The organism is Chitinophaga sp. RAB17, assembly GCF_052114225.1.
In the GTDB taxonomy this organism is placed as follows: domain Bacteria; phylum Bacteroidota; class Bacteroidia; order Chitinophagales; family Chitinophagaceae; genus Chitinophaga.
The window spans coordinates 724,349-750,701 of sequence record NZ_JBFREI010000003.1; the positions used below are offsets into that span (position 1 = coordinate 724,349).

The following is a 26,353-nucleotide window of genomic DNA, read 5'->3' on the forward strand; positions in this document are numbered from 1 at the left end:
TTCCTCCAGGGGGACGGAGCCATTAAATTCTTACGAATGAAAAACTGGACACAACTAATGTCAGCGGTGTTATTGCTGCTGCTTGGCGGGGCTACCTATGCCCAGGTTAAAGTAAGTGGCCGTATAAGCGATGAACAGGGTGGCGCGCTCCCGGGCGTTACTGTGATACAGCCCAACACCCGGAATGGTGCTGTTTCCACTGTTGATGGCAGCTATACCATTACGCTAACTGCGAGCGAAACACCCACGCTGCAATTCTCCTTTATGGGTTATCTCACCAAAACGATCCGCTATTCCGGCAGCGGTGCATTGAATATTGCGCTGCAAAGAGATGAAGTGGCGTTGAAAGACGTCATCGTAATTGGTTATGGTACACAGCGCAGAAGCCAGGTAACAGGCGCTATCTCTTCTATAGATGGAAAAAGTCTGGCTAAAACACAGGCAGTAGATCTCAGCACCGCTTTACAGGGACAGGCGGCCGGTGTATCTGTCACCTCTCCTACCGGCGCGCCCGGAATGGAAGCAGTGGTACGTATAAGAGGTATTGGTTCGCTTAGCCAAAGCAGTAACCCGCTCTATATTATAGATGGTGTGCCGATGACTACAGGACTGAACACTATTTCGCCTAACGATATCGCCTCCATCGAAGTATTGAAAGATGCTGCCGCTGCCGCCATCTATGGCTCCCGTGGCGCCAATGGGGTGATACTGGTAACCACCAAATCCGGGCAGGCGGGCAAAAATGAAATAGGGCTGGACATTGCCTATGGTTTGGCCAAAGCCAGCGGTTTGCCCAATATGCTTAGCACCAGCCAGTTTATAGAACTGCAGAACGAAGCTTTTGCCAGTGATGGCGCTACCGCCCGCAACCAGGACGATCCGTCCAAACTGCCTAATACCAACTGGCTGGACGCCGTATTCCGTCAGGCGCTTACCCAGCGTTATAGCCTCAACTTCTCAGGGGGGTCTGATAAAACACGCTACTACCTGGCGGGCAACGTGGTAAACCAGGATGGTACTATTGTGAACTCCAATTTCAAGAGATATGGTTTGCGCTCGAATGTGAGCAGCGATGTAAAAAGCTGGTTAAAGGTGGGTGAGAACATGAATATCACTTACGACAGAACCCAGGAAATAGGCGCCTCCGGCGATGGCGCCAGACCTGGTAGCTTACCCGGCGTAGTACGCTATGCACTCATCAGACCTAATGCGTTACCGCTCTACGATGATAAAACCGGTTTTTATACCGACCTGCCACCTGCCAATCTCTATAAAAATGCGTTGCTATATGGTGATGGTAAAAATCCATTGGCCATTGCCGATTACCGTACCCGTACTGCCAGCAAGTATCGCATCTTAGGTAATGTGTTCGCAGAAGCTCACTTCCTGAAAGATTTCAAGTTGCGCACGGATCTGGGTACCGATTTCTATATTGCAGAACAACAGCAATACAGCGGACAGATACCCGGTGATCGTACCCTGATGCAGGATAAAGACAAAGGGCTGGATAAATACCGTAACCGTTATACTACCTACAATTGGACCAATGTGCTCAATTATAATCATACGTTTAATGAGAAACATGCAGTAGGTGTAACCCTCGGTTCAGAATATATTTCCTCTAAAGTAGACTACCTGGCTGCTTCCCGCAACGGCTACGACAATCGCGCGGATGGTTCTCCCAGTTTGCAATACCTCGACTACGGTTCCGGTCAGCAGTTCAATAGCGGTACTATGGAAGAATGGGGACTGATGTCTTACTTCGGCAGGGTTACCTATGCGTACAACAACAAATACATGGTGAACGCCAACATGCGGGCAGATGCTTCTACCCGTTTTGGGGCCTCCAACCGCTGGGGTTATTTCCCTTCCTTCTCTGCCGGCTGGAATGTAGCCCATGAAAATTTTATGAAAGATGTGACCTGGCTCAACGATCTGAAAATCCGCGGTGGATGGGGACAGCTGGGTAACCAGGACATTGGCCTCTATCCTTTTGCAACCATCTACTCAACCACCAATAATATTTTACAGGTGATTAGTCGTGGTAATCCCGATGTAAAATGGGAAACCACTACCCAGTCGAACATTGGTGTAGACGCAGGTTTCCTGAAAGGTGCCCTGACACTCAGCGTAGATTATTTCAATAAGCAGTCTTCCGACATTCTCATACAGCTTCCTTCTTCCTATACCAACGGAGATGCTACACCACCGTATGTAAACGGCGCCAAAATGAGTAATAAAGGGCTGGAAATTACCGCTGCTTACCGGCAATCTATTCAGAAGGATCTCTCTTTTAATATAACCGCTAACGTTACCACGCTGCGTAATAAAGTGGTATCTCTTTATAAGGGTCGTGAGCAGATTTTCTCCGCAGGATCCGGTCGTGTTATATTGCGGGAAGGCGAGCCTATCAGCTCTTTCTATGGCTATAAAACCAATGGATTATTCCAGAATGACCAGGACATAGCGCAGTATAAAAACAGTAAAGGAGAAGTTTATCAGCCCAATGCCAGGCCTGGTGATATCCGCTTTGTAGACGTTAACAACGATGGAAAAATTGATGATGCTGATCGCACTATTATCGGTAATCCCAATCCGAAATTACTGTATAGCCTGAATGCAGGTGTCAACTACAAACAGTTTGATCTTACTCTGTTCTTCAATGGTGTACAGGGCAACCAGATTTATAATGAAGTAGACAATATCATTAACAGTTTTGATGGGCGCGGATTTAATAATAAAGAAGATTTCTACACTAACCGCTGGCATGGGGAAGGTACGAGCAACAAGACACCCAGGGCCACTTTCCTCGATCCCAACAATAACCGCCGCACCTCCGACAGGTACGTAGAAAACGGCAGTTATGTGCGATTAAAAAACCTGATGCTGGGTTATACATTGTCGCCTTCATTGTTACAACGCATTGGCTTCAGCAATGCCCGCATCTACGTCAGCGCACAAAACCTGTTTACCATTACCAAATACGGTGGCATGGATCCGGAACTATATACCAATGAAAACCTCGCCAACTATGGCGATATGGCCGTGGGCATAGATATGGGTACTTATCCGCCTTCACGCACCTATACATTTGGTTTACAATTCGGTTTCTAGGACTGCCAATTATTTAAAACAACACACCATGAAAAAACTAGTTGTTATAATAGCTGTTGCCGTTAGCATGTTGAGTTGCTCCAAGCGACTGGAAAAGTTCCCGCAGGGAAAGCTAACTGCAGGCAATGTATTTACGGAAGCCAATGATTTTGTGATGGCTACTGATGCGGCGTATCTGCCAATTACCAATCGTTTCCGCGGTGACTGGGGCTGGGATGACGGCAGCAGTATACCGCGTGACTGGGTAGTAGGTGACCTGATGAGTGATGATGCCGTGAAGGGCGGCGGTAGTTTGGGTGACCAGGAAGATATGCGCCGGATGCAAACATTCAGCATTTTCCCGGAGAACAATAACGTGCTGGGAATCTGGCGCTTTAACTACAAAGGGGTGGATGCCTGCAATACGCTGCTGGCACAGGATGGCGCAGGTGTTCCTGGTCTTGACCCGGCTTTACTGAAACGTATGAAAGGCGAAGTGTATTTCCTTCGTGCATTCTATTACTTCCGGCTGGTGGTGAATTTCGGTGATATTCCTTTGCTCATACCCGAAAAGAAGCTGATAGACAATACCGTGCGTACACCAGCGGCACAGGTATATGAACAGATAGAAAGTGATCTTACACAAGCTATCAGTATGCTGCCTGCCAGCTATGATGCAGATAATTACCAGCGCGCTACCACAGGCGCCGCACATGCACTGCTCGCAAAGACTTACCTGTACAGGCAGCGCTGGCAGGATTGCCTGAACCAGGTAGCAGAAGTAGAGAAAGGCAACTACGCGTTGCTGGATAAATTTGAAGATAATTTCAACGGCATTGGAGAGAAAGCAGGTGAAATCATTTTTGCGGCGCGTCATGATGCCGGCAAAACGCCTTCGCAGGGAGCTGTACTGAATGCTGTATTCGCGCCACAAGGTAAAGGCTGGGGTTTTGAAATTCCGACCAAAGACCTCGTAGATGCCTTTGAAACCGGCGATCCACGCAGGGCAGCCACCCTCTTCCAGGCAGGTGATAAATATGTGGATGGTACCAATTATGATCCTGCGTGGTCACCAATTACCGGTTTTAATGTGCGCAAGTTTATGAGTAATGTCAACCCCATAGATGATGGCGGTATTGACTTTGCGTACATCCGTCTCGGTGATGTAATACTGTGGAAAGCAGAATGCCATGCTAACCTCGGCGCATTGCCCGAAGCACGCACCGACCTCGAAAGGATCCGGGCACGGGCACGCAAGTACGCAGTTAATCCTGCCACTGCTCTACCTCCTGTAACGGCCACCAATAAAGACGCGCTTCTTTCCGCCATTCAGCATGAAAGACGGGTAGAACTGGCCATGGAAGGTCATCGCTATTATGACCTGGTAAGATGGAACCTGGCGCAGACCGTGCTGGTCAAAGCAGCAGATGCAGATCCACTGAAAGGCTATAAAGATTATGGTAATGGCTGGAAGCCATTAAATAAGTTGTTGCCTATTCCGCAGCGCGAAGCAGATCTGTTGAAACTACCACAGAATACAGGATACTAACATACTGCAGGCAAACATCAAATGCCTGCCTGTAAAGGAATATACGGAAACCTGCCTGTTGTCCCGTAAGGCGCAGTAAGCACCTTACGGGGCAGTCAGTAACATTATCAAGCCATTCAATATGAGACTAGTAACTGCCAACCGTTTTGCCGAAAATCCATTGCTAAGGCCCGCAGATGTGCGGCCAAGCCGACCCGGCCTGGAAGTGGCCTGTTTGCTGAACCCCGGTGTTTTCGAATTTGACAATAAAATATGGCTTATTATCCGTGTAGCGGAAAGGCCACAGCAACAGCATGATATCATTTCTTTCCCCATCCTGCAAAATGGCGGTATTGAAATCCTGGAGATTTCAAAAAATGATCCACACCTGGATGCCACCGACCCACGAGTACTGCGTTACAAAGGGGATGACTACCTGACTACGTTGTCGCACCTACGTCTTTTTTGTAGTGACGACGGTATTCATTTCCATGAACCGGAAGGCTATCCGGAACTACATGGAGAAGGTCCGCTGGAATCATTTGGCGTAGAAGATTGTCGCGTAACAAAAATAGCCGACCTCTATTATCTCACCTTCACCGCCGTATCTCCGAATGGTGTAGGCGTGGGCATGCGTACCACCCGCAACTGGAAAACCTTTTCGGACCAGAGCATGATCATTCCACCACACAACAAGGATTGCGCACTCTTCGATGAAAAAATAAATGGTAGCTACTATGCCCTGCACCGTCCCAGTAGCGTGGATTTGGGCGGTAACTACATCTGGCTGGCGCAATCCCCCGATGGGGTGCATTGGGGGAAACATCAGTGCCTCGTTAAAACGCGACCGGGATACTGGGACAGCGTACGTGTGGGCGCAGGCGCCGCACCTATTAAAACAAAAGAAGGATGGCTGGAAATTTATCACGGCGCCAATGAAAAGCACCAATACGGATTAGGTGCGCTACTGCTGGATCTGGAGGACCCATCCAAAGTGCTGGCGCGTAGCGATGACCCTATTATGATTCCCGAAGCACCTTATGAGCTTACCGGCTTTTTCGGACATGTGGTTTTTACCAACGGGCATATTGTAAGAGGTAATGAACTCACTATCTACTACGGCGCAGCTGATGAAGTAGTGTGCGCTGCCCGGTTTTCCATCGGGGAAATACTTTCATCCTTAAAACGGTAAAACTTATGTTCAGCAAGCTTTCTGCAGAAATAAAACATTTCAACCGACAGCCCCATGATTTTCGCATACTTGTGCTCACCAATATGATTTACGCACTGGTATTACCGGTGATCGACATTTTTGTGGCAGCGTATGTGATGCGTAACTCTAACGACCCTACGAAAGTGGTGATCTATCAACTGACCATTTACACAGGTATACCGCTCACGTTTTTGATCAATGGATTTTTGTTGAGTCGGTTTAGTATTAAAACATTGTATTCGGCCGGCATGCTGCTGAGTGGTGTATCCATGATTGTGATGATGTCGTTGAAAACGCTGGATCTCACCGGCATTGGGATTGCAGGGATTATTATGGGCATGTCTTTCGGCTTCTACTGGGCCAACCGCGACTACCTCGCATTGTCCATCACCAATGACGAAAACCGTAATTATTACTATGGCCTGGAAACATTTTTCTACACCATCATTGCCGTTGTCATACCGATTTGTATTGGCTGGTTTATTGAATCCGGTGGTGAAATGAATGTGAACAATGCCTATCGCATCATCACCGGGCTGGTTTTTGTGATTACTATTTTTGCTTCCGTAGTTTGTTTCCGCGGGCATTTCCGCAATCCGGATCAGAAAACATTTATCTACCTGCGCTTTCATCGTTACTGGCGGAAGCTGTTGATGCTGGCCTCACTGAAAGGATTGGCACAGGGATATCTTGTTACCGCTCCTGCCATGCTGATAATGTTGTTGCTGGGAAAAGAAGGCGCATTAGGCACCGCGCAATCGGTAGGTGCCATCATTGCTGCGGTGCTGATGTATATTATTGGCAGGGCGGCAAAGCCGGAACACCGTTTGTCTATTTTTGCGGGTGGCCTGGTATGCTTTGCGCTGGCGGCTATTTTCAATGGCACCTTCTACAATGCCACGGGGGTAGTCATCTTTATGTTATTCCTGTTACTGGCAAAGCCACTGCTCGACATGGCCTATTTCCCTATTCAGTTTAGTGTGATTGATATTCTTTCTAAAAAAGAAAAGCGCAATGAATACGCATATATTCTGAATCATGAAGTAGGGCTGTATGCCGGCCGTTTCCTGGGTGCAGGCACCTTCATTTTCCTGGCGTATTATTTTTCCAACGAGGTGGCCTTGCGTTATGCCATCATCATTATTGCGGTGCTGCAGCTCCTTTCCATTGTGGTGGGGAAAAGTATTATTAAAGAAGGAAAAGTACTGATTAAAGAAACTAAAGAAAAAACATCTGTAGTGATATAAATTGTATAAGCATGGTAAAATTTACAACAACGGGAATAGCACTCTGCCTGATATGGATGGCCTGTAAAACGCCGGCGCCACAGCCGGTGGTGCAGCAACACCTGGCCCGCCTGGATTCAATGGCAGATGTGCCGCAGCCGTTACAAATCATAGACTGGTATGCCCTGGCCCGGCAATTTGATAGTACGGCCTACAACTTTAACACGCCGGGACCTCACTGGCCACTGGTATGGTGGGATAGCAGCCGTCATAATTTTGATCAGCCGGTAGTAGGATTGTATACCGCGATGGATGATCAGCGGCAGGGACCTGCACATAATAAAGGTATCTTTCACGAAGCACTGGCCACCATGGGGGCTACTTTGGGAGCTACCCTGGTGGGCGTAGATAAAAGTCAGCAACAGGGCCTCAACTATGTGGCCATGCTAAAAAACTATTTTAACCGGGAAACGGGATGGGATATTATGATGAATAACACCTGTCCGGAGGTAGCACAGCTGGGCGGAGGCTATGGGCGCGACTGGTGGTATGATGTATATCCTAATGTACTCTTTTATGGCATCTATGATCACTATCCGGCCACCGCAGGTTTTGATACGCTGGCACATCGCATCGCGGAAAAGTTCTGTGCAGCAGACTCGGTACTCAACGGCAATTATGATCATTCGTTTTTTGACTATGCACACCTGCAATCAAAAGATAACTGGATCTGTAAACAGCAGGATGCTGCGGCAGGTCATGCTTATGTATTATACGCTGCCTACCGGAAGTTCGGCGATCCCCGATACCTGCAACATGCGGTACAGGCGCTGCAAACACTGGAAAAACAACCACATAATACCAACTATGAAGTGCTGATGCCTTTCGGGGCTTATATGGCAGCAAGACTGAATGCCGAACAAGGCAAACAATTCAACGTACAAAAATTCCTGGAATGGAGTTTTAATGGTAACCCTGACTGCCGCCTTGGCTGGGGCGTGCTGGCCGGCAACTGGAATGGTATTGATATATCCGGCATTGTGGGCAGCACCACCGACAGAGGGGGCTACGGCTTCCTGATGAACACCTATGATGCGGCCTGGCCGCTGGTGCCACTGGTGCGCTATGATCCCTCCTATGCGGCTGCCATTGGCAAATGGATGCTGAATGCCGCCAATGCCGCCAGGTTTTTCTATACGCAGTATATGCCCGATGATCATGAAACCATTCCCGAAAAAGCAGCCATTACCAAAGGCGTGATTGGCTATGAAGGGATTATCCATACCTCTTCTTACCCCGAATACGCCCACCTGAAAGCCCCCGTGGCACAAGGGGATGGACCACAATGGGCAAAAGGAAATCCCGATGTTTCACAGTTCAGCGTATACGGCAGCGGGCATGTGGGAATATTTGGCAGCATCATCCGCACCACCAGCGTTTCTGGTATATTGCAGCTGAATTTACTGGCCACTGATTTTTTCAGAGATAAGGCTTATCCTTCCTATCTCTATTATAACCCCTATGCGGAAGAAAAAACAGTGAGGGTAAACGTAGGAGATGCACCGGTAGATATTTATGATACTGTTAGCAGACGTTTTATAGCACGACAGGTGAAACAACAATATGACCTGGTCATGCCGGGCCGTAGCCCTGCCGTGCTGGTGTTTACGCCTGCGGGCGGAAAAGTGAGTAACGTGGGTAACCGGATGCTGGTGAATGAAGTAGTAGTGAGCTATTAGTGAAAAGCCGAAAGGGAAAAGCAAAAAGCTATTGTATGGGAGATAAACATATATATTATGTTCTCCATTACAATAGCTTTTTGCTTTTCCCTTTCGGCTTTCTACCTTTTTTAAATTTTTTTCTCCGGAGATGTCCAATTTGATTTAAGTCGGTCCTTATTGAAGTATAAACACAAATATTCAACGATAAAATAAACACATCATGGAACAGAGAATTAACTATTACGAAAAAGGTCAGGGCGCATTCAAAGCATTAAATGGTATTGGCGCCTATCTGGCAAAATCTATTATCGAGCAACCACTTTTGCACCTGATTTATTTCCGGGTATCACAAATCAATGGCTGTGCTTATTGCCTGGATATGCATTCCAAAGATCTTCGTGCCATCGGGGAAACAGAGCAGCGTCTTTACATGCTGAATGCATGGCGCGATGCTCCGGTTTATACGGAGCGGGAACGTGCCGCCTTTGCCTGGGTAGAAGCCGTTACCAATGCACATGTACCGGATGATGTGTATGCCGCCAGCCGGGAGGTATTTTCTGAAGAAGAGCTGATAGACCTGACCATGGCCACTCTTGCCATCAACAGTTATAATCGTTTGAATGCTGCATTTTTGCCTGTAGCAGGCGGTTACAAGCCTGGCATGTTTACTGCGAAAGCAAATTAATGCCTGATTATTTTGTCACATCTATCAAATTCGTACATTCATTTATCTATTAAAATATAATACGCCATGAAAGAGTTCATGTTAATATTTCGTCAACCTAGTTATGATTACAGCAATGCTACACCGGAAGAAATGCAGGCCCTTTCCAAGAAATGGGGAGACTGGGCAGGTGGTATTGCTGCACAGGGAAAAGTAGTTGCTCCCGGCCGCCGGCTGGACACCACAGGTAAAGTATTAAAAGCAGGAGGTGTAATTACCGATGGTCCTTTTGTTGAAATCAGGGAACGCCTGGGTAGTTTTCTCATTGTGAAAGCAGACAGCATAGAAGAAGCCACCACCCTGGCTCACGGCTGTCCTGCGCTGGACGCCAACGGCAGCGTTGAAATCAGGGCTATCTTATAATTTATCAATATCATCAAACAAAGCCACTCTTTCACGAGGGTGGTTTTGTTATTTGTATATGGAAAAGGGACACACGGCTTTAAAGCATTTATTCCAGCAGGAATTTTCCAAAATGGTAGCTGTCATCAGCCACCTTTATGGCTTACAGCATATTGAAATAGCAGAAGATATTGTCAGCGAAACATTTTTGCTGGCAACGGAAACCTGGGAAGCAAAAGGTATTCCGCCAAATCCCACTGCCTGGTTATATACCGTTGCCAAACAAAAAACATTGTATCATTTCAGGAGAAATAAAATATATGAAAAGAAGGTGATGCCGGAACTAACTGCCAGAGAAGAACGCAGCGTAGAAACGGAAGACTTTAGTTTCTCTCCACAGCAAATTAAAGATAGCCAGCTACAAATGCTTTTTGCGGTGTGCACACCTGCTATCGCCAGCGAAGCCCAGATCGGACTGGCTTTGCGTATTCTTTGCGGCTTTGGTATCGATGAAATTGCGGAAGCCTTTTTATCCAATAAAGAAACCATCAACAAAAGATTATTCAGGGCCAAAGAAAAACTGCGGACCGAAAATATAAAGATGGAACTGCCACCGGAACATGAAATCGTGAACCGGCTCGATAACGTGCTACACATTATTTACCTTCTTTTCAGCGAAGGTTATTACTCACAAACGCAGAACCAGATCCTTCAGAAAGACCTCTGCATAGAAGCGTTACGCCTGGGCTTAATGCTGACGGAATATGACCTCACCAATCTGCCTAAAACAAATGCCTTAATTGCGCTCATGTGTTTTCACGCTTCCAGGTTTAATGCACGACAATCCAACGACAACACGGTGGTGCTTTATGAAGAACAAAACGAAGCATTATGGGATCAGGCGTTAATCAACCAGGGACAACATTTCCTGGCATTGTCTGCACAAGGCGATGAGGTTAGCTCTTATCATCTCGAAGCCAGGATTGCCTACTGGCATTGCATAAAGGAAGATACTCCTGAAAAATGGGAGGATATCCTGCAGTTATACAATGATCTGCTGATGATCAACTACTCCCCCAGCGTAGCCCTTAACAGGACATTTGCATTATATAAAGCCAATGGGAAAAAAGCGGCGCTGGTAGAAGCAGAAAAATTAAAACTGGAGAATAATCATTTTTATTTTTTGTTGCTGGGCGAATTATATAAAGATATTGATAACAAAAAAGCGTTGATGCATCTTCAGAAAGCGTATGACCTGGCTAAAACACAGGCGGAACGGCAGGGAATTAAAGAGAAGATGGAGAACATCGGCTTATAAATACTGATATACACATGGAAGCCAATATAAAATTTATCGGTAAAATAGATTCCATTCTAACGGCGCTCGAAGAATGTCCATTACAGGAAAGTGAAAATGCACCGGCTGCAATGATCACCATCTACCCGGAATTTATAACAGGTATCCGGCACATTACCGAGGGAACAGATCTGCTTTTATTTACCTGGTTGCACCAGGCCAACAGAACAGTATTAACATGCCAGCCAAGGAATAATCCGGCAGCTCCGCTTACCGGTGTATTTTCCACCAGATCACCTGACCGGCCTAATCCTATTGGTATGCATGAAGTGAAAGTATTAGCGGTTTCACCTGATGGTGTCATTTGCGTGTCTGGCCTGGAAGCATTGGATCAAACACCGGTTGTGGATATTAAACCGGTGATCCGGAAGTAAAGCGAAATACCCGGTTGTTGCAAAAAATGCAACAACCGGAGCAGATAGTATTTACTCCCCCAGCCCATGCACCAACGTCATGGTACAATTATCTGTAGAAGCCCACCGTATGGCCTTTAACGGCTGATACGCCGGATCATTATAACATTGCAATGCCGCTGCTTCGGACGGAAATTTAATCACTGCATTCATTTTCTTTACTGCGCCTTCTACCCCGATGGCTTCCAGGTCGGATGCCAATACTTCCGCACCATATCTATGCAGTAACTCCATTACCGGCGGACCATATTTGCGGTATTCTTCCATGTTGGTGATATCGTAGCTATTGATATAATATACTGGCATAAGTGGTGCTTTAATCATTAGTAAATATATTCCGGTGGTACGACACCATTCATGCGGAGGTACACGGTTGCCTGTCCGCGGTGATGCGTGACGTGATCAATTGTAGCATAAAAGCCGGCTACCGCCTGATCGGACAGTTGAATATGTTCCATGCTCTTTTTCAGGGCAGAAAAAGCATGATTCAGGTAGGCGATGGTAGCATCTTTGCCGGTGGTGGCCGCAGGAGGATCCCAGTCAGCAGGCTGTTGTCTTATAAAATTTTCTTCCCACCAACCAATTCCGTAACCTATGTGATGCAGGAGTTCTCCAAATGTCCACACTGCTGCGGTAGGTTTAAAATCGAAGTTTTCTGCGGGCATGGCAGCGGCCACATTCAACGTGTAATCCTTTGCATTCCCGAGCGTTGTTAATAATTGTGCTTTCATAATATTCAATTTGATAAGCCAAAATTAACCTGCCCGGATAGCATCTGTTTAAGGAAAATTGCTGTTTTTATAAGCGTGTGGCGGAAGGGGATTTCCCAAACTGTTTTTTGTAAGCTGCGGAAAAATGTTCGAGACTGTTAAAGCCGGAAGAGAAGGCAATATCTGTAACGGGCAGCTGTGTATTACAAAGCTGCAGGTGTGCCTGTTTGAGTCTTACCTGCAACATATAGTTGTATGGCGCTGCTGCTGTAATCTGCTTGAACAGGCGGTTAAAGTGAAACGGGCTCATATTACCCAGTGCAGCTAATTGTGGCAGGGTAACATCATCTGCATAATTTTCATTGATAAATTCCTTTACCTGTTCAATGACGGGAAGATAATTTCTTTTTTGTTTGTCATTCAACGCCGGCAAGGGCTGCTGCGGGTTACCAGCGGCCAGTACCAGCAAAAAAAGCTCGGTCATCAGTTGTTCCGCCCATAGCCTGGAGTAGCGTGATTGTTGCAGCAAAGTGAATATACGTTGATGCAGAAACTCCATCTCCGGAGTAGCTTTCACCAGTATCGACTGTATATCCGGGTTATCAAAAAACCAGGCAAAGGCAGCAGCATGTGCCATTAAGCCGGCTGTGCTTTCCCCCGGAAAGGAAAAAATGGTACATTGATCCGGAATATCGTGCACATGGGCTACCTGGTGTTCATAGCCAGGTTTACATAGCAGGAATAAACCACTGTAAGCATCTAAATCATTTCTGAAAACTTTAAACCGGAAATTGCCTTTGCGGATATAGGCCATGGAAAAAGTGGCCTGGTATTCTTTTTCAGAAACGGCGCACTCCCTGCACTGGCACAAAAAATTATGTACCGTACAAATAGGTGAGTCATAAAGTGTTTGTATATCCGCCTGCATATGTATAAAGTTAGTCTTTGTGAGATAATAATGACCAAATTTAATGCGGTATACTGACAGCGTTATGTCAGGAGTATTTCACTTTATTTCCGGCTGGCCGGCCTTATTCCATACTTACGGCACCGCAGGCAGTTTACTCATGTCAATTTTCTCATTCCCAAATCCAAACGTTACACCAAACATGGCCAGTATCCGCGATTTATCCAGTCCAAAATCGTTGCCAAAGGCGCCGTTGATGTACATATCTTTCGCTATCCGGTAATTAACAAATCCAACTATCCGCTGGGATTTCAAGTTATCCTGCACCGTATAGTTCCGGTACACCGCTTCCATGCCAAAGCTCACGGGGTCGAATTCAAACGACAGGCGCCCGCCTACGTCCACACTGTTGGCCGGGGTGATGGTGCCGTTTTCCAGGGCATAGGCATCATACATATATCTGGCGTAAGCAGCAATACTGAGGTAATTGGTATTGGTGGCGCCGGGGTGATTGGAATTGAGTGGGGTATTCAGGGCAAATGTACTCCATATGCCTGCCCTGCCCGCCTTCCAGGCAGTATCAGCAATACCATAGGTAGCGTAGGCGCCGGCCACGTCCCATTGAAAAAGAGGTTTCTCTGTCAGCTGATTTTTTACCCGGGCCATTAAAGCCGACAGGGCTTCGTTTTTACGGGCGGTGTATTGTCTGAAGATCCTGGCAATAGTGGCGGTATCACCGTTTTGGACAGCGGTGCCATATGCAGGATCTGAGTTCACTGCGTCCAGTATATCCGCTTGTTGCTTTTGGGTGAGTGTGTCCACGGTGGCGTGTAAACGTTCCGCATACCCTTTGCGGTAGGCCCGGAGCAGTGTACTCCGGAAACCGGCAGAGAAAACCTTCTGGTTGGTGCCGGCACTATCCGGGATCATATCTTTCCTGATGAAAGCGATAGAAATAGTGGTGAATTTAAGGGCGGAAAAAGGCTGTGTTTTCCATACTTCCGGCGCAGTGCCTGTTTTATAGCGTTTAATGCCGATGAACCTAAACACGTCGCGGTTTTTCGGGAGTGCCCACCAGTAGGGCGTAAACTGAGCGGCATAATTCTGCGGCCAGCCATCTCCGTTAAAGTTTTGCAGTACACTTAACCCAAAAGCTTTGGGCGTAGCAGGTGATTCAATTAGGGTGGGCGAAATATCTACCAGCTTAAAAGCACTGGATTGCGGTACGCTGAGTTTTTCTGCAGGTGCTTCCTGTGCATAAAGCTGCTGACGGGACAACAGCAATAATAGCAACGACAGCCAACATATAAGTTGCTTCATCATTAGTCCAGTTTTACGGTCATCAATAAATAAATAGTACTGAAATCGCCACTGGCGTTGATTACCTGGTCAGGTGCAGTGAATTCCTTATGACCTTCCGTGCCGGCATCAAACACATAACGGGCCCCTATCTTCCCAAATTCAATTTTTCGGGTGGCCAGGTCTTCCCAGAATAATTCTATTTTGGTAACGATGTGAATACTCCTGCGCTGCAAACCAGAAGCCCGTCCCAGCGCCATTTGCCGGATATCTCCGGATGCATCGGATACGCCGTCAGGAACAGGAAATTTGCTACCGTCGTCCAGCATCGTAAATATTCTCGTCCACGCAAATCCATTGGTAGTAATATCAACAGCCAGCTTGAGCTGCTGATCGCCGTTTCCGGCTACGTAATGGTTCATAGGATTGTTGATTAAAGCATGATTTAAATTCTGGCAATGACATACTCCCGGTGGTTTTTCCGCATAGGCTTATTCCGGGTGTATAGGTTAATACGCACGCAAAATAATAAATCTCCGCTGTGCTGTCAAAATAAAAATGCGGGTGTATCGCCACGCAATACACCCGCATTTCTATTTTGTTTATCTTATTTGTTCAGTGGAAAAACAGCTCGCAGCGCGGGAAAGCGTAAGTATACACCTGCCCATACCAGGACACCGAAAATAACAGGGAACCAATAGGATATATTTACCCGGGACATTACCGCTACTGCTCCACCAAGATAACAGCTCAGGAAAATAGCTCCCAGTATCGCTGTGCGAGGTATCGCATATAAAATAGTGCAGAGCAGCAGAACTACGCCCAGGCCCTGTACCTGTTGTTCCGGCCATCCCAGATCTACACTACCTTTAACGGATACTGCGGCATTGGCGACTTTCATACCTGCATCTACCAGGAGAAAAAGCAGTACGACAATAGTGATCACCCAACCGGTAATACGGGTGCTTTTAGAAGGGGCTACTGGTTTCATATAGATTGTTTGCGTTTCCATATACTTTAGTTTTTTTTGGTTGTTTGTTTAACGATACAAACTTATACCGATTCATCATTTTTTGCCGTGGGCGAATACGACATTCTTAATGGTCGATTGCGACAAAAGCAGAACATCTTACCTTTGCGCCATGGATTATTTCAAAAAGCAGCTTGATTTACTCAAAATAGAACGGGAAACGGACCAACAGTCTTATCAGCAAATGACAGAAACCTCGTCCGTAGCAGATCGCAGGGCGAATGGCCTTACCTGGTACCCCATTGCTATCCGGGGGTCTGAAATGAGCCGGGGCGACTACCTGACCGTGGAGGTAGAGCGTACCACCCACCAGGATATTCCTCATCAACTGCGTTTTGGCGCTTCCGCGATGCTATTTTCCAACCACGACCGGAAACAGGATCACCTGGAAGGCACCATCTCCTACCAGGGCGGCAACCGCCTGAAAATAACCCTGCGCACCGATGAACTGCCGGAATGGGCCAGTGATGGCAAGCTGGGAATTGATGTGTTATTCGATGACAACAGCTACGACGAAATGCAGAATGCCCTCAAACAGGCAGACGCATTACAGGATAAAGAACCGGAAGGCAGACTGATAAAAATACTGACCGGAGAAAAGAAGCCCTCCTTTCACCCGGACCAGCCGCCTTATGTGAATCCAAAATTAAATGCATCCCAGCAATCAGCTGTTACCAAAATATTATCTGCCAATGACCTGGCGATTGTACATGGACCTCCCGGCACCGGCAAAACAACCACGCTGGTACAGGCCATCAAAGCATTGATTCAACAGGATCGTAAACAAATACTGGTAGTGGCCCCCAGTAATACCGCAGTTGATCTGCTCAGTGAAAAACTATCTGATGAAGGTTTGAATGTGCTTCGTGTAGGTAATCCTGCCCGTGTTTCCGAAAGACTCATGTCACTCACACTCGATAGTAAAGTGTCTGAACACAGCAGCATCAGGGAAATCAAACGACTGAAGAAACAGGCCAATGAATTCCGGGATATGGCGCATAAGTACAAACGTAATTTCGGCAAAGCCGAAAGAGAACAACGAAAAGCGCTGTTTGATGAAGCCCGCAAGATCATGAAAGAAGTAGGCAACACCGAACAATATATCATTGACGACCTGATTACCAAAGCGCAGGTGATTACCGCCACGCTGGTAGGCGCCAATCATTATACCGTCAAAAATCTGCAGTACCATACAGTGGTGATAGATGAAGCCGGACAGGCACTGGAGCCTGCCTGCTGGATTCCCGTTCTGAAAGCACAAAAGGTGGTGCTGGCAGGTGATCATTGCCAGTTGTCACCCACCGTTAAATCAGAAGAAGCAGCCAGAAAAGGTTTGAGCACTACCCTTCTGGAAAAATGTACGGCCCTGCATCCGGAAAGTGTGACGCTGCTGGAAGAACAATACCGCATGCACGAAACGATTATGGGATATTCTTCCAGCATCTTTTATGAAGATAAACTGAAAGCACATGCATCTGTTGCCCACCACCTGCTGTTTTCAGCAGATAATCCGCTTTCCTTTGTAGATACTGCCGGCTGCGGGTTTGATGAAAAATCAGAAGGCACCAGCACCACCAATCCGGAGGAGGCTGTCTTTTTATTTAAACATCTTACCTTGCTGGTAGCTGACCTGAGTGCACATTACCAGCCGAAAGATTTCCCCACAGTGGCGGTTATATCTCCCTATAAACAACAAATACAACTGCTAAAAGAACAGCTGCTGCATTCACCGGCACTACAGCCTTATGCAGACAAAATTTCCGTGAATACCATAGATAGTTTCCAGGGACAGGAGCGCGATATTGTATACATCAGCATGACGCGCAGCAATACCGAAAACAAGATTGGATTCTTATCCGATATCCGGCGTATGAATGTGGCCATGACGAGGGCCCGTAAAAAACTGGTGGTAATAGGTGACAGCGGAACGCTTTCCCAGCTAGGATTCTATGCGAACTTTATCACCTATGCAGAAAATAAAAATGCCTACCAGAGCGCCTGGGAATTTATGGATATTTAACTGCCGTACTCATAACAGACAATAGCTGCTGATTAAATGCGGACTGTTGTTCAAACATCGGAAAATGGCCGGCGCCTTGTATCCAGTATAATTTTATATCCGGGCGGATGATTTTCAGCTCATAGGTGTAAAATGCCAATGGATCCTGGTTGCCGGAGATGATGGTGATGGGACCTTTATAATGAAATAAATTTTTGCTCAGGTCATAGTGTACCCGCCGCAGATCACTCACCATCAGTTGTTGCATCAGCAAATTTGTTTTCGCTCCATTCATCTTCACCATCATGCTATCGATCAGCGATTTGTTATAGATATAAGCCAGTCGTACGGTCCTGGTATACAATGCAGAATCGGCCTTATTTCCATGACCCGCTTCCAGTTTTTTATCGAGTGAATCCATTAACACCACATCTGATGCGCCCAGGCGGGCACGCAGGTTATTGACATGTGTTGTCAGCAGGTCGGTGGAAAACTTGTAGTATCCCGGATCGACGAGTACCAGGGCACTTACTTTATCCGGGTAATTGGCCGCAAAACTCATTGCCAGCATGGCTCCCCAGGAATGACCATAAAAAACAGCCCGCTTTACATGCAGGTGTTGCAACAGCCGGTTTAAATCATCCATGGCCGCCTTGAGATTGATGGTAGTAGAATCGAATGGAACCGGAACAGACAATCCTGTCCCCCGTTGTTCCAGCAAAATACTGCGGTATTGCTTGCTGAGTGCAATGGCTGCTTCTTCCTGCTGCAAACAGGAATTTCCCGGGCCGCCGGATAAAACAATTATGGGTGTTCCACTGCCGTAAGTATGATAATAAAGATAGCCATTGGGATATCTGATAGAGTCCAGTTGCTGTGCGTAGCCCGTTAATGCGCAAAACAGCAGCATGGTTAACAACACGGGTATTTTCATATAAGATCAGGTTGAAAAAAGTAAACAGGTGTTTCTACTATTAAAGTAGTGCAATTTCCCGATTACAACAATTTATTTACCGCTACAATGACCAGCAACAGTTCGCAGTTGGTGAGCAAATCATGTTTAAGTAAACGGATAGCTTTACTCATGTGTTTTTCTACCATACTAACTGATAAGAACATACGAAAATAAATATCATGGTAAGACAAGCCTTCCTCACTTTTTATTTTTCAGAATGTTTTATCTTGTGCCATCTTTCTCCTTTAATCCAATAACGATGATACCGATCAGCCAACTATTGCTTTTTGCATTTACTGCATTGCTCATGGTATTAGTACCGGGGCCGAACATGATTTACCTGATTTCCCGGTCTGTTACGCAGGGGAAAAGGGCGGGATTTATTTCGCTTTGCGGGGTGGCCTGTGGATTCCTGTTTCACATCACCCTGGTATCTTTTGGGTTAACCGCAGTTTTAATGGCCGTTCCTTACGCCTATACGGTGCTAAAAATGACCGGGAGCCTCTATTTGCTATACCTTGCCTGGCAAACGCTTAAACCCGGCGGAAAAGGCATGTTTGACACCGATAAACAGCTACAGGCAGATAAGCCGCTTAAATTATTCAGTATGGGTCTTTTCACCAATCTGTTGAATCCCAAGGTAGCGGTGTTTTACCTGTCTTTTTTTCCGCAGTTTATCAAGCCTGCGTACGGGTCTGTGCTGGCACAGAGCTTCCTGTTGGGCCTTACGCAGATAACGGTCAGTTTCACAGTTAATTTTTTCATCATATTTTCAGCAGCAAAGGTAACGCGTTGGTTTTCTGCTAATCCGAAGTGGGTACGCCTGCAGAAGTGGGTAATGGGCGGTGTTTTCGGCGGATTGGCCATCAAAATGGCGCTGGACAAGGGTAAATAAAAGCTTGGCGGTAGCTTAAAAAAGCGTAGCTTTGCCGGTTTTTCGGGTAAGATAAATGGTAGCCTGCTCATAGTGATCAGCCTGTTTATTTTTTGAATAAATACATTATGAGTAAAATAGTTGATTACAGGAAGTTGCTGGGCGTTACCAAAACTACTGAGTTAAAAGAATTAAAAACGATTTACAGGAATTTAATGAAGGAGTGGCATCCGGATAAGTTTGAAGGAGTAGAGGAAGAGAAAAAGCTGGAAGCCGAAACGAAGAGTAAAGAATTGATTGAAGCATATCATTTCCTGGTGAGTATTGCGCCTGAAACAATTGAGGCTGCACTTCCACAATATACAGAAACGATATCTGCCTCTACAATGGTAGATTTCAGTTATACCAAACAAACATTGCAACTTCATTTCCAGGATGGCAGCAGCTATGAATACCTGGATGTTCCAAAGGCATTATACGTGAAGCTGATTAACTCTGATACACCAGGTAGATTCTGCCGCAGGCATATCTATCATGAGTTTGTGTATCGTAAAGTGAGCAAGGCGGTTGAGGCTTAAACAAGCCCGGACAAGGGGTYCCGGCACATGACTATTATTTATGTGCTGAAATTTTTTTCAAAAAAGTCTGGAAAAAATTTGGTGAAATGCTTTGTCTGCTTATCTTTGCAACCCCTGACACGATATCAGTTGCCCAGATGGCGAAATTGGTAGACGCACTGTGTTCAGGTCGCAGCGCTCGCAAGGGTGTGCTGGTTCGAATCCAGTTCTGGGCACGAAAGTGGACAAATCGAGATTACTCTTGGTTTGTCCAAAGTTATGTGATGCTATTGGTGCCTATGGGAAATCATTCAATTTTGTATTAATTACATTGAGCCAATCGTTACTACAATGGTTACCTTTGGTATAGAGGGTTTGGCGACAAGTGGGGTTGTGAAGTCTCTTGCCGCTGTTCCAGCTTGGAGTTTAGCTGGTGGCCGGTAATAAATTTTAAAGGGATTTTTGAACCCGAAAATAATTTCTTGTAAATAATCCTGTATTATCCATACTATTGCTCTACCTCCAGTAAGTCAGCATTTTACTTTTCTGATTTGGTTTGGATGCTTTTTTCATCATTCATCATTTTTTTTCAGTGGTGTATGAGTTAAATTAAAATTGTATATTTTGAACATTTTTGTAGGCAATGTGAGTGACAGAACAACTGAAGTTGAGATTTGGTCACTCTTCGATCCATTCGGAGTGGTATATAGTATTAACCTGGCTGTAGACAAGTACAGCGGTCGCCCCAAAGGTTTTGCATTCGTTGAAATGCCGGATGATTCCAATGCAGCGCAGGCAATTCAGGAACTGAATAACTCAGTAGTTGACGGCAAGACCATCGTAGTGTACGAGGCTCGTCCAAGACCTGAAAGACCGGAGAATGACCGTTTCTCCAGATCCGGGCCAAGGCCGGGCGGTGGAGGCTTCAGACCGAGATACTAATAGGTTTTATTAATCTGATTAGCTTTTTAGAAGATATGAGTAAAATCGCAGCATACGATTGGTAGTCTGCGTTTTTACTGTTTTTGTTTGGGCGATATTTTAATACCGAGGGTATCGCCAACAGAAAATCCAGGTTCTTAAGAAAGCCTGTAAGTACCGCTTACAGGCTTATTTTATTTCCGTCCAATGGCGGATTGCATGGATGCTGGCAGCCGATAATCTTTTCACTAATTCAGCAACAGACCATTTTTGAATTATTTTCTACATATAGCCATATATTGAACGTTTGCGGCAGGCATATTACCTGATATCTCAGGCATACGGATTTTCAATGGCAAATCAGCCCAGATTAGACAGGGAATATTTTACCTATAGAAAACTCAATAAGTAAATGGGAACTATTTTCAATGATGATTTCAGAGAATTTATTCAGGCAATGAATAATCATGATGTAGCGTACATTCTTGTTGGGGGTATGCTGTGATTTTACACGGTTATCGAAGAGTAACCGGGATTATGGATATATGGGTTAATAGAATATCAAGTTTTCAATGAAGAAGGATTGATGATCAGGCTTTAATGTGTCCTGATTTATGCAAAAAAATACACTTTAAATGCGATAGCATGGAGAACCCGATAGTTTTGGTTTTATCAAAACATAGCTGGCAACCCGGCAATAGCCTGTCAATAACACTTTCTTTTCATCAGCTGTTAAAATTTAGATGATCTTTTTAAGGCCAGTGAAAAAAGAATGATAAATCGCCACGACCAATAGCAGAACTGTGTGCAGCATGCCTTTAATTCCGCGAGTGTCGAAAAATCAAGCTTTTTACCGCTTTCTCCCACTATTGTTGACACATAATTGACACTTCTAATGACACCCCTAATTGCTGATATTCGATCAGCAAGAGCCACTGCGAGAATCACTAAAAAAACAAATAAGAAGTGCTTTATTGAAGGAAATAAGTAGCTGTGATTTTGACAGTATTTATAAAGATGTCAGTATTTATTGAAAAAAAAGTCAGCATAAAATAGTAAAAGGCGGCTATGGAGTAGATAAATTTTTTTAGTACCGGCAGGTACTTGTTAACAATACTATTGCCATACGTGCTTCTACTCGTAGATACGTATTTATACTGATTCTTGTAAGAAATCTGTTCTGCGGCTTTTAATTCTTATTAAAATATAATTGCTTTGCTACTCGAAATACAACTGCATAACTACAATTGCTTTCGGGAGTCGATACAGGTAACTATGCCATAATAATTATTAATACAGCAATGATCACAGAAGAATTAAAAGCACTTCTGGCTAACGACCCAATGCCAGACATCCTTGCCCCTACAGACAGGCGCAGAGTATACCGCGGCAGTACTGCCGTTGTTAACTTCCTGCTGACTTCAAAGGAAACCAATAATGCCCTCTCCATTATGGATGGTACTGCCATGAAAGGCAGCGAACCTCCCAGGCATGTGCACGAACATGAAGATGAAACATTTATTATCAAAGAAGGAGAAATCGATTTTTACATTGGCGACCAGGTTATACACGCTAAAGCCGGCGATATAGTATTTGCCCCCAGGAAGGTGCCACATCATTTTGTGGTAAAAAGCGACTACGTGAAAAACCTGATCGTGATGACACCTGGTGCATTTGATCAATATTTCTGGTATCTCTCTACTCCATGTGGTACAGAAAAAACATTAGCTCCACAGCAACAGACTCCTGAAGAGATGAAGAAATGGAAAGACCTGGTAAAGCTTTTCGGAGTGGACTTTTTATAGAAAAATACCTCCCGAACTATCGTTGAATATTAAACAATACCCATTACACTCCCTTTAGTTAATCGGCCATCTATCCCGAAAACAGGTTCCCCGAATTGTGCTATATTTATAGTAATCAAAATAATCTCCCATGGCAAAACAAATGTCTGTCATTCCCTTTACGGGAAAACTCGGCCCTCTCATTGGGTATAAGCGCAATGGCAACTACTTCCTGCGCTCCATGCCGCAAAGCGTGCAGCAAACGGCTGCTACCCGCCGCGCATCCAGGCGCTTTGGCATCGCCAGCAGGAAAGGGGCTTTTATCCGGCATGCTTTCTACACCCACCTGGATATCCATTGTGATGGTGGCCACATCAATCGGCTCAACAGGCTACTCATTGCTGCCGGTGATCATCACGCCGCCATCAAAGGCTTCCGCTTCAATCAGCATACCGGTGTAGATCGTTTCTTTACAGTTGCGCCCCGGCTCTTCCCTAACGGGATATTAAATATTCCCGCACAAACCATTGCCGGACATAAAGGTATGGCTGCACTGGAAGTAAAAGTGATCGCAACGCGTATTGATTTTACATCACGTCAGATAGTGGGTAGCGAAACGGTTACACTCATGATAGATCCCGATACCACTTTCCAGGAAACAAATGTTTCACTGGATGTACCCGGGCAGGGCTCACTGGTAGTGGTTTTCCAGGTAAGAGCGATGTACAGAGACGGCCCATCCGGCAACAGACAATATATGGCTGCCGATATTATTGCGGTGGCAGCGCCACAGGAACCCAAATATGCTAAAAAACGTACTTATCCAAAGCGGACAAGATTGCTTCCTAATCTTACCTATACACACGCATATCCAGCTATCATTCAACTGGAATAAAACGGTCTTGCCCCCGGAGATATTTTGATGATAATCCCTTTATACCTGCATCCTTTCAAATAGTATATTTCTTTCCGTAGCTACAGCCTGGCACTGAAGCAGCCGTTCTATGGCCGGTGCTGACCTCCATCCATTTGCTGATTCAATTTCACCGGGGTTATACATCCGGACCTCACCCCCGCATCAAGTCCACCTCTGCTGCGCTGTTTCTATACGCACATAGCGGGTGTTAAGTATAGGATCGATATCGTCTACATAATGGAAAGGTAATGCTGACTATAATGATGGGGAGCTTAATGCACTATATCTTAAAAGCGTATGTAGAGACAACGAAGATAAAATTCCTTCTAAAACATCCGTGATGATGGCCTTCGGGCAACTGGCAGGCTTAGATCTGCAGCATTATTCCTTAATAGATTGACTAAATCTTATATGAATTTAATACAGCTGTATCGGATTCAAGACCGCTTGTTTTACGGAGCGTATCCAAATATTGTAATGTGTCCTGGGGTACCTGAATAAATGTATCTTTCTTATACCCCTCCGGGTTGGGTACCAGTTCCCTGCTTTCATCATAGCTTTTGGGATTATTGTAGCAACCGGAAAAAGTAACTAATGCGAGCACTATCAGTAATATTTTCATACAGCAAGATATAGATTAACAAAACGACTTCCAGTGTTTAATGAACCCTGGAAAGCAGGAAATTGTCATGATATTTTTCGCCTGTCGTTACGTACTTCCATTGCGTTGGGTGACACTACATTTAATGAGCATTGTTGCAATAACCTTAAATATTTTCTATGACAACCTTTGAATCGCTCGCGGCACTGCGAGCCTATGGTCCCCCATTGACCAATGAAACCTGTATACTCCTCGGATATTATGCCCCCGGTGATGGTGGAGGTGGTTATTTTTACTGGGATGCAAGCTCCACAGAAAATGATAACAGTGGTACAATTATAAAAGGCAGTAGTACCACCGGCAGATGGAAACGCCTGTACAGCGGCGAAATAAGCATTGCCTGGTTTGGCATTACCGGTAACGGCACCGATGAAACAAGCCTCCTATCAGATCTGCTCAAATGGGTTCCTAATGGATCTGTACTGGATTTCCAGCATAAGGAAATCGCGTTATACAACACTGTGACAGGCGTAACATCGGGTGATGCAATTCCCCTGAATAAAACAGTCAGATTAAGTGGAAAAACAAACATCACACTTAAAAACGGACGACTTTACGCGGCCACTCCCGGCACTTCCGGTACTAAATACCGATTCCCCTCTACTTTTGCGATTGATGGCTGCTCAAATATAAACTTAGAAAATCTATCTTTCTATGCTAAGGGGCAAAGTTATGGAGATGCCGACGCCTCCGCTTCTTTAGGTGCAGAGTTAAGGAGAAATTTCCTGGCGCAAAATGGTGGTCATGCATTGGTAATAATAAGATCATCACAAATTTATGTAAATAACTGCCGTTGTTACCTTGCTGGCAGCACTGGATCATTATACATAAGTTCATCCAGTGAAGTGAATTTGTCAAACTGCCATTCCAACCCCGCTTCATATGGATACGCTGCATATGCGGCAGATGCCTGGTGTGGAAGTGCTGCTGTGGCGGGCTTCCCCGATTTCAAGGCCTACTTTAATAACTGTACTGCATACGCAGAAAACCTGGGAACAGGCTCCCCTACCTATTGCGCGAAAGGTGGAGTGGTAATTGAAGACAAAGATGTTTCCGCCTATGTAAACGGTGGATATTATGCCAATATGTGGGCCAATGGCGGTGCCCTTTTCCTGGGAAATGCCTTTTCCTGCGGGTCGGCCTCCATATTTGTACATGATAGCGCTGTCTTTGACTGTGCCACCATACTTTACCTGTTTTCCTCAACCGCAAACGGTGCTACCGCTATCGTAGATGGTATCACAGCGACCAAAATCGGATTGTCAGCAGTATTAACCGGAATAGAATCTAACGGGCCAGTTAATTTCACCTTCCAAAATTGTAATATCGATATTACAAGCGACAGACTACAACCCTCGGGTATCAGACAGGAGTATAGAGAATCATCCGTGTTTGGCATTCTTAAAACCTCCATTGCAGTAAATGCAGAAGTAAGAAATTGTATTGTGACAGGTAATGCACAACATATGATTCTAAACACCAAAGGTATATACGGGGGAATCCGGCTATACAATAGCAGGATAACAGTTAGCGATTTTATTGCCACTTCCGATGGATGGGGAGCCAGTACCGTAGATACTCCGGATGCAGGATTGCTGATAGCGGCCAACACCATCATCACTGTATCCTCAACCACAGCTACCTCCAGCCTCATAAACTGGAAATCCAAATCAACAGATGGCGTTTTTACCAGAGTACGTCTGAACCTTCAGGAAGCTACAATCACTGCCAATGGAACAGCCCTGCGTCCTCTACTGTCGCTATTGGACCCTACCGGCGGACCACTGATTGATTTTCTTTCTTTTCCCGAAAGTTTAAAGGGCTGCTATCTTTCTGCCAGCTACTCTGCATATAGAGTACGGAGACTTTTTGAGGTTAGCGGCGTACAGAATTTAGGGTTAGCCGGAAGTAATACTGTTTGGCAATTCAAACTGATCGGAAACCGGCCACCCAATTTCCCCTGCTTGATTGTAGCCGACGATAAATCATTTATCCAGGTATTTCAACCAACCGCTGCAGGATATACCGATGGGGGTGATGGCACCATCAGGGTAAATCTCCTCCTGATGGGAGATGTCAGATCCAGGTTTACCATTGGTAATAGCTACACAATCATGGAGTAG

The 26,353-nt window shown here is 45.6% G+C and carries 24 protein-coding genes and 1 tRNA gene; 17 read left to right on the forward strand and 8 right to left on the reverse strand.

The window, feature by feature from the left end; translation table 11 throughout:
- Positions 1–36: 36 nt before the first annotated feature.
- The 9 genes from AB4Z08_RS14625 (at position 37) to tsaA (ending at position 11,578) form a co-directional block, all read left to right on the forward strand.
- Positions 37–3,114: a SusC/RagA family TonB-linked outer membrane protein gene (locus tag AB4Z08_RS14625; RefSeq protein WP_441574491.1), complete on the forward strand. Its 3,078-nt coding sequence runs from the start codon at positions 37–39 to the stop codon at positions 3,112–3,114.
- Positions 3,115–3,142: 28 nt separating this feature from the next.
- A complete protein-coding gene (locus tag AB4Z08_RS14630; RefSeq protein ID WP_441574492.1) occupies positions 3,143–4,642 on the forward strand; it encodes a RagB/SusD family nutrient uptake outer membrane protein in 1,500 nt (499 codons plus the stop codon).
- Positions 4,643–4,763: 121 nt separating this feature from the next.
- Positions 4,764–5,813 carry a glycoside hydrolase family 130 protein gene (locus AB4Z08_RS14635; RefSeq protein WP_441574493.1) on the forward strand — a complete coding sequence of 350 codons (1,050 nt, stop codon included), beginning with the start codon at positions 4,764–4,766 and terminating at the stop codon, positions 5,811–5,813.
- Between the two features lie 5 nt (positions 5,814–5,818).
- The gene (locus AB4Z08_RS14640) at positions 5,819–7,081 is read left to right on the forward strand and encodes an MFS transporter (protein WP_441574494.1); all 1,263 of its coding nucleotides are present in this window, start codon (positions 5,819–5,821) and stop codon (positions 7,079–7,081) included.
- 11 nt (positions 7,082–7,092) lie between these two features.
- Positions 7,093–8,799: a hypothetical protein gene (locus tag AB4Z08_RS14645; protein WP_441574495.1), complete on the forward strand. Its 1,707-nt coding sequence runs from the start codon at positions 7,093–7,095 to the stop codon at positions 8,797–8,799.
- Positions 8,800–9,001: 202 nt separating this feature from the next.
- A complete protein-coding gene (locus AB4Z08_RS14650; RefSeq protein WP_441574496.1) occupies positions 9,002–9,466 on the forward strand; it encodes a carboxymuconolactone decarboxylase family protein in 465 nt (154 codons plus the stop codon).
- A gap of 66 nt (positions 9,467–9,532) precedes the next feature.
- Positions 9,533–9,868, forward strand: coding sequence for a YciI family protein (locus AB4Z08_RS14655; RefSeq protein WP_441574497.1), 336 nt, complete (start codon positions 9,533–9,535; stop codon positions 9,866–9,868).
- Positions 9,869–9,926: 58 nt separating this feature from the next.
- A complete protein-coding gene (locus AB4Z08_RS14660) occupies positions 9,927–11,165 on the forward strand; it encodes an RNA polymerase sigma factor (RefSeq protein WP_441574498.1) in 1,239 nt (412 codons plus the stop codon).
- A 14-nt stretch (positions 11,166–11,179) separates the two neighbouring features.
- Entirely contained in the window at positions 11,180–11,578 is a 399-nt protein-coding gene (tsaA, locus tag AB4Z08_RS14665; RefSeq protein ID WP_441574499.1) for a tRNA (N6-threonylcarbamoyladenosine(37)-N6)-methyltransferase TrmO, read from the forward strand.
- 51 nt (positions 11,579–11,629) lie between these two features.
- Here the strand turns inward: tsaA and AB4Z08_RS14670 are convergent, their stop codons facing one another.
- The 6 genes from AB4Z08_RS14670 to AB4Z08_RS14695 all read right to left on the reverse strand — a co-directional run bounded on the left by AB4Z08_RS14670 (position 11,630) and on the right by AB4Z08_RS14695 (position 15,545).
- Positions 11,630–11,923, reverse strand: coding sequence for a DUF1330 domain-containing protein (locus tag AB4Z08_RS14670; RefSeq protein WP_441574500.1), 294 nt, complete (start codon positions 11,921–11,923; stop codon positions 11,630–11,632).
- A 17-nt stretch (positions 11,924–11,940) separates the two neighbouring features.
- Positions 11,941–12,348 (reverse strand): DinB family protein, encoded by a 408-nt coding sequence (locus AB4Z08_RS14675; RefSeq protein ID WP_441574501.1) that lies wholly within the window; start codon positions 12,346–12,348, stop codon positions 11,941–11,943.
- Positions 12,349–12,415: 67 nt separating this feature from the next.
- On the reverse strand, positions 12,416–13,255 hold the full coding sequence (locus tag AB4Z08_RS14680) for a helix-turn-helix domain-containing protein (protein ID WP_441574502.1): 840 nt from the start codon (positions 13,253–13,255) through the stop codon (positions 12,416–12,418).
- 114 nt (positions 13,256–13,369) lie between these two features.
- The gene (locus tag AB4Z08_RS14685) at positions 13,370–14,557 is read right to left on the reverse strand and encodes a hypothetical protein (RefSeq protein ID WP_441574503.1); all 1,188 of its coding nucleotides are present in this window, start codon (positions 14,555–14,557) and stop codon (positions 13,370–13,372) included.
- Entirely contained in the window at positions 14,557–14,955 is a 399-nt protein-coding gene (locus AB4Z08_RS14690; protein ID WP_441574504.1) for a hypothetical protein, read from the reverse strand. The genes AB4Z08_RS14685 and AB4Z08_RS14690 overlap by 1 nt, the downstream gene beginning before the upstream one ends.
- A 185-nt stretch (positions 14,956–15,140) precedes the next feature.
- Entirely contained in the window at positions 15,141–15,545 is a 405-nt protein-coding gene (locus AB4Z08_RS14695; RefSeq protein WP_441574505.1) for a DoxX family protein, read from the reverse strand.
- Between the two features lie 130 nt (positions 15,546–15,675).
- Here AB4Z08_RS14695 and AB4Z08_RS14700 point away from each other — a divergent pair, with 130 nt between their 5' ends.
- Positions 15,676–17,583, forward strand: coding sequence for an AAA domain-containing protein (locus AB4Z08_RS14700; RefSeq protein ID WP_441574506.1), 1,908 nt, complete (start codon positions 15,676–15,678; stop codon positions 17,581–17,583).
- Here AB4Z08_RS14700 and AB4Z08_RS14705 read toward each other — a convergent pair.
- Positions 17,570–18,496 carry an alpha/beta fold hydrolase gene (locus tag AB4Z08_RS14705; protein ID WP_441574507.1) on the reverse strand — a complete coding sequence of 309 codons (927 nt, stop codon included), beginning with the start codon at positions 18,494–18,496 and terminating at the stop codon, positions 17,570–17,572. The genes AB4Z08_RS14700 and AB4Z08_RS14705 overlap by 14 nt on opposite strands.
- A gap of 280 nt (positions 18,497–18,776) precedes the next feature.
- Here AB4Z08_RS14705 and AB4Z08_RS14710 point away from each other — a divergent pair, with 280 nt between their 5' ends.
- The 6 genes from AB4Z08_RS14710 (at position 18,777) to AB4Z08_RS14735 (ending at position 23,548) form a co-directional block, all read left to right on the forward strand.
- Positions 18,777–19,412, forward strand: coding sequence for a LysE family translocator (locus AB4Z08_RS14710; protein WP_441574508.1), 636 nt, complete (start codon positions 18,777–18,779; stop codon positions 19,410–19,412).
- Between the two features lie 107 nt (positions 19,413–19,519).
- Positions 19,520–19,969, forward strand: a complete 450-nt coding sequence (locus AB4Z08_RS14715) for a KTSC domain-containing protein (protein WP_441574509.1) — start codon at positions 19,520–19,522, stop codon at positions 19,967–19,969.
- A 131-nt stretch (positions 19,970–20,100) separates the two neighbouring features.
- A tRNA-Leu gene (locus AB4Z08_RS14720) sits at positions 20,101–20,184 on the forward strand.
- Between the two features lie 388 nt (positions 20,185–20,572).
- The gene (locus tag AB4Z08_RS14725) at positions 20,573–20,890 is read left to right on the forward strand and encodes an RNA recognition motif domain-containing protein (protein ID WP_441574510.1); all 318 of its coding nucleotides are present in this window, start codon (positions 20,573–20,575) and stop codon (positions 20,888–20,890) included.
- Positions 20,891–22,170: 1,280 nt separating this feature from the next.
- Entirely contained in the window at positions 22,171–22,674 is a 504-nt protein-coding gene (locus AB4Z08_RS14730) for a cupin domain-containing protein (protein ID WP_441574511.1), read from the forward strand.
- A 130-nt stretch (positions 22,675–22,804) separates the two neighbouring features.
- On the forward strand, positions 22,805–23,548 hold the full coding sequence (locus AB4Z08_RS14735) for a hypothetical protein (RefSeq protein WP_441574512.1): 744 nt from the start codon (positions 22,805–22,807) through the stop codon (positions 23,546–23,548).
- Positions 23,549–23,969: 421 nt separating this feature from the next.
- On the opposite strand, the gene AB4Z08_RS14740 is transcribed toward AB4Z08_RS14735, so the two are convergent.
- Positions 23,970–24,191, reverse strand: coding sequence for a hypothetical protein (locus AB4Z08_RS14740; protein WP_441574513.1), 222 nt, complete (start codon positions 24,189–24,191; stop codon positions 23,970–23,972).
- A 158-nt stretch (positions 24,192–24,349) separates the two neighbouring features.
- Between AB4Z08_RS14740 and AB4Z08_RS14745 the strand changes: the two genes are divergently transcribed.
- Entirely contained in the window at positions 24,350–26,353 is a 2,004-nt protein-coding gene (locus tag AB4Z08_RS14745; protein ID WP_441574514.1) for a hypothetical protein, read from the forward strand.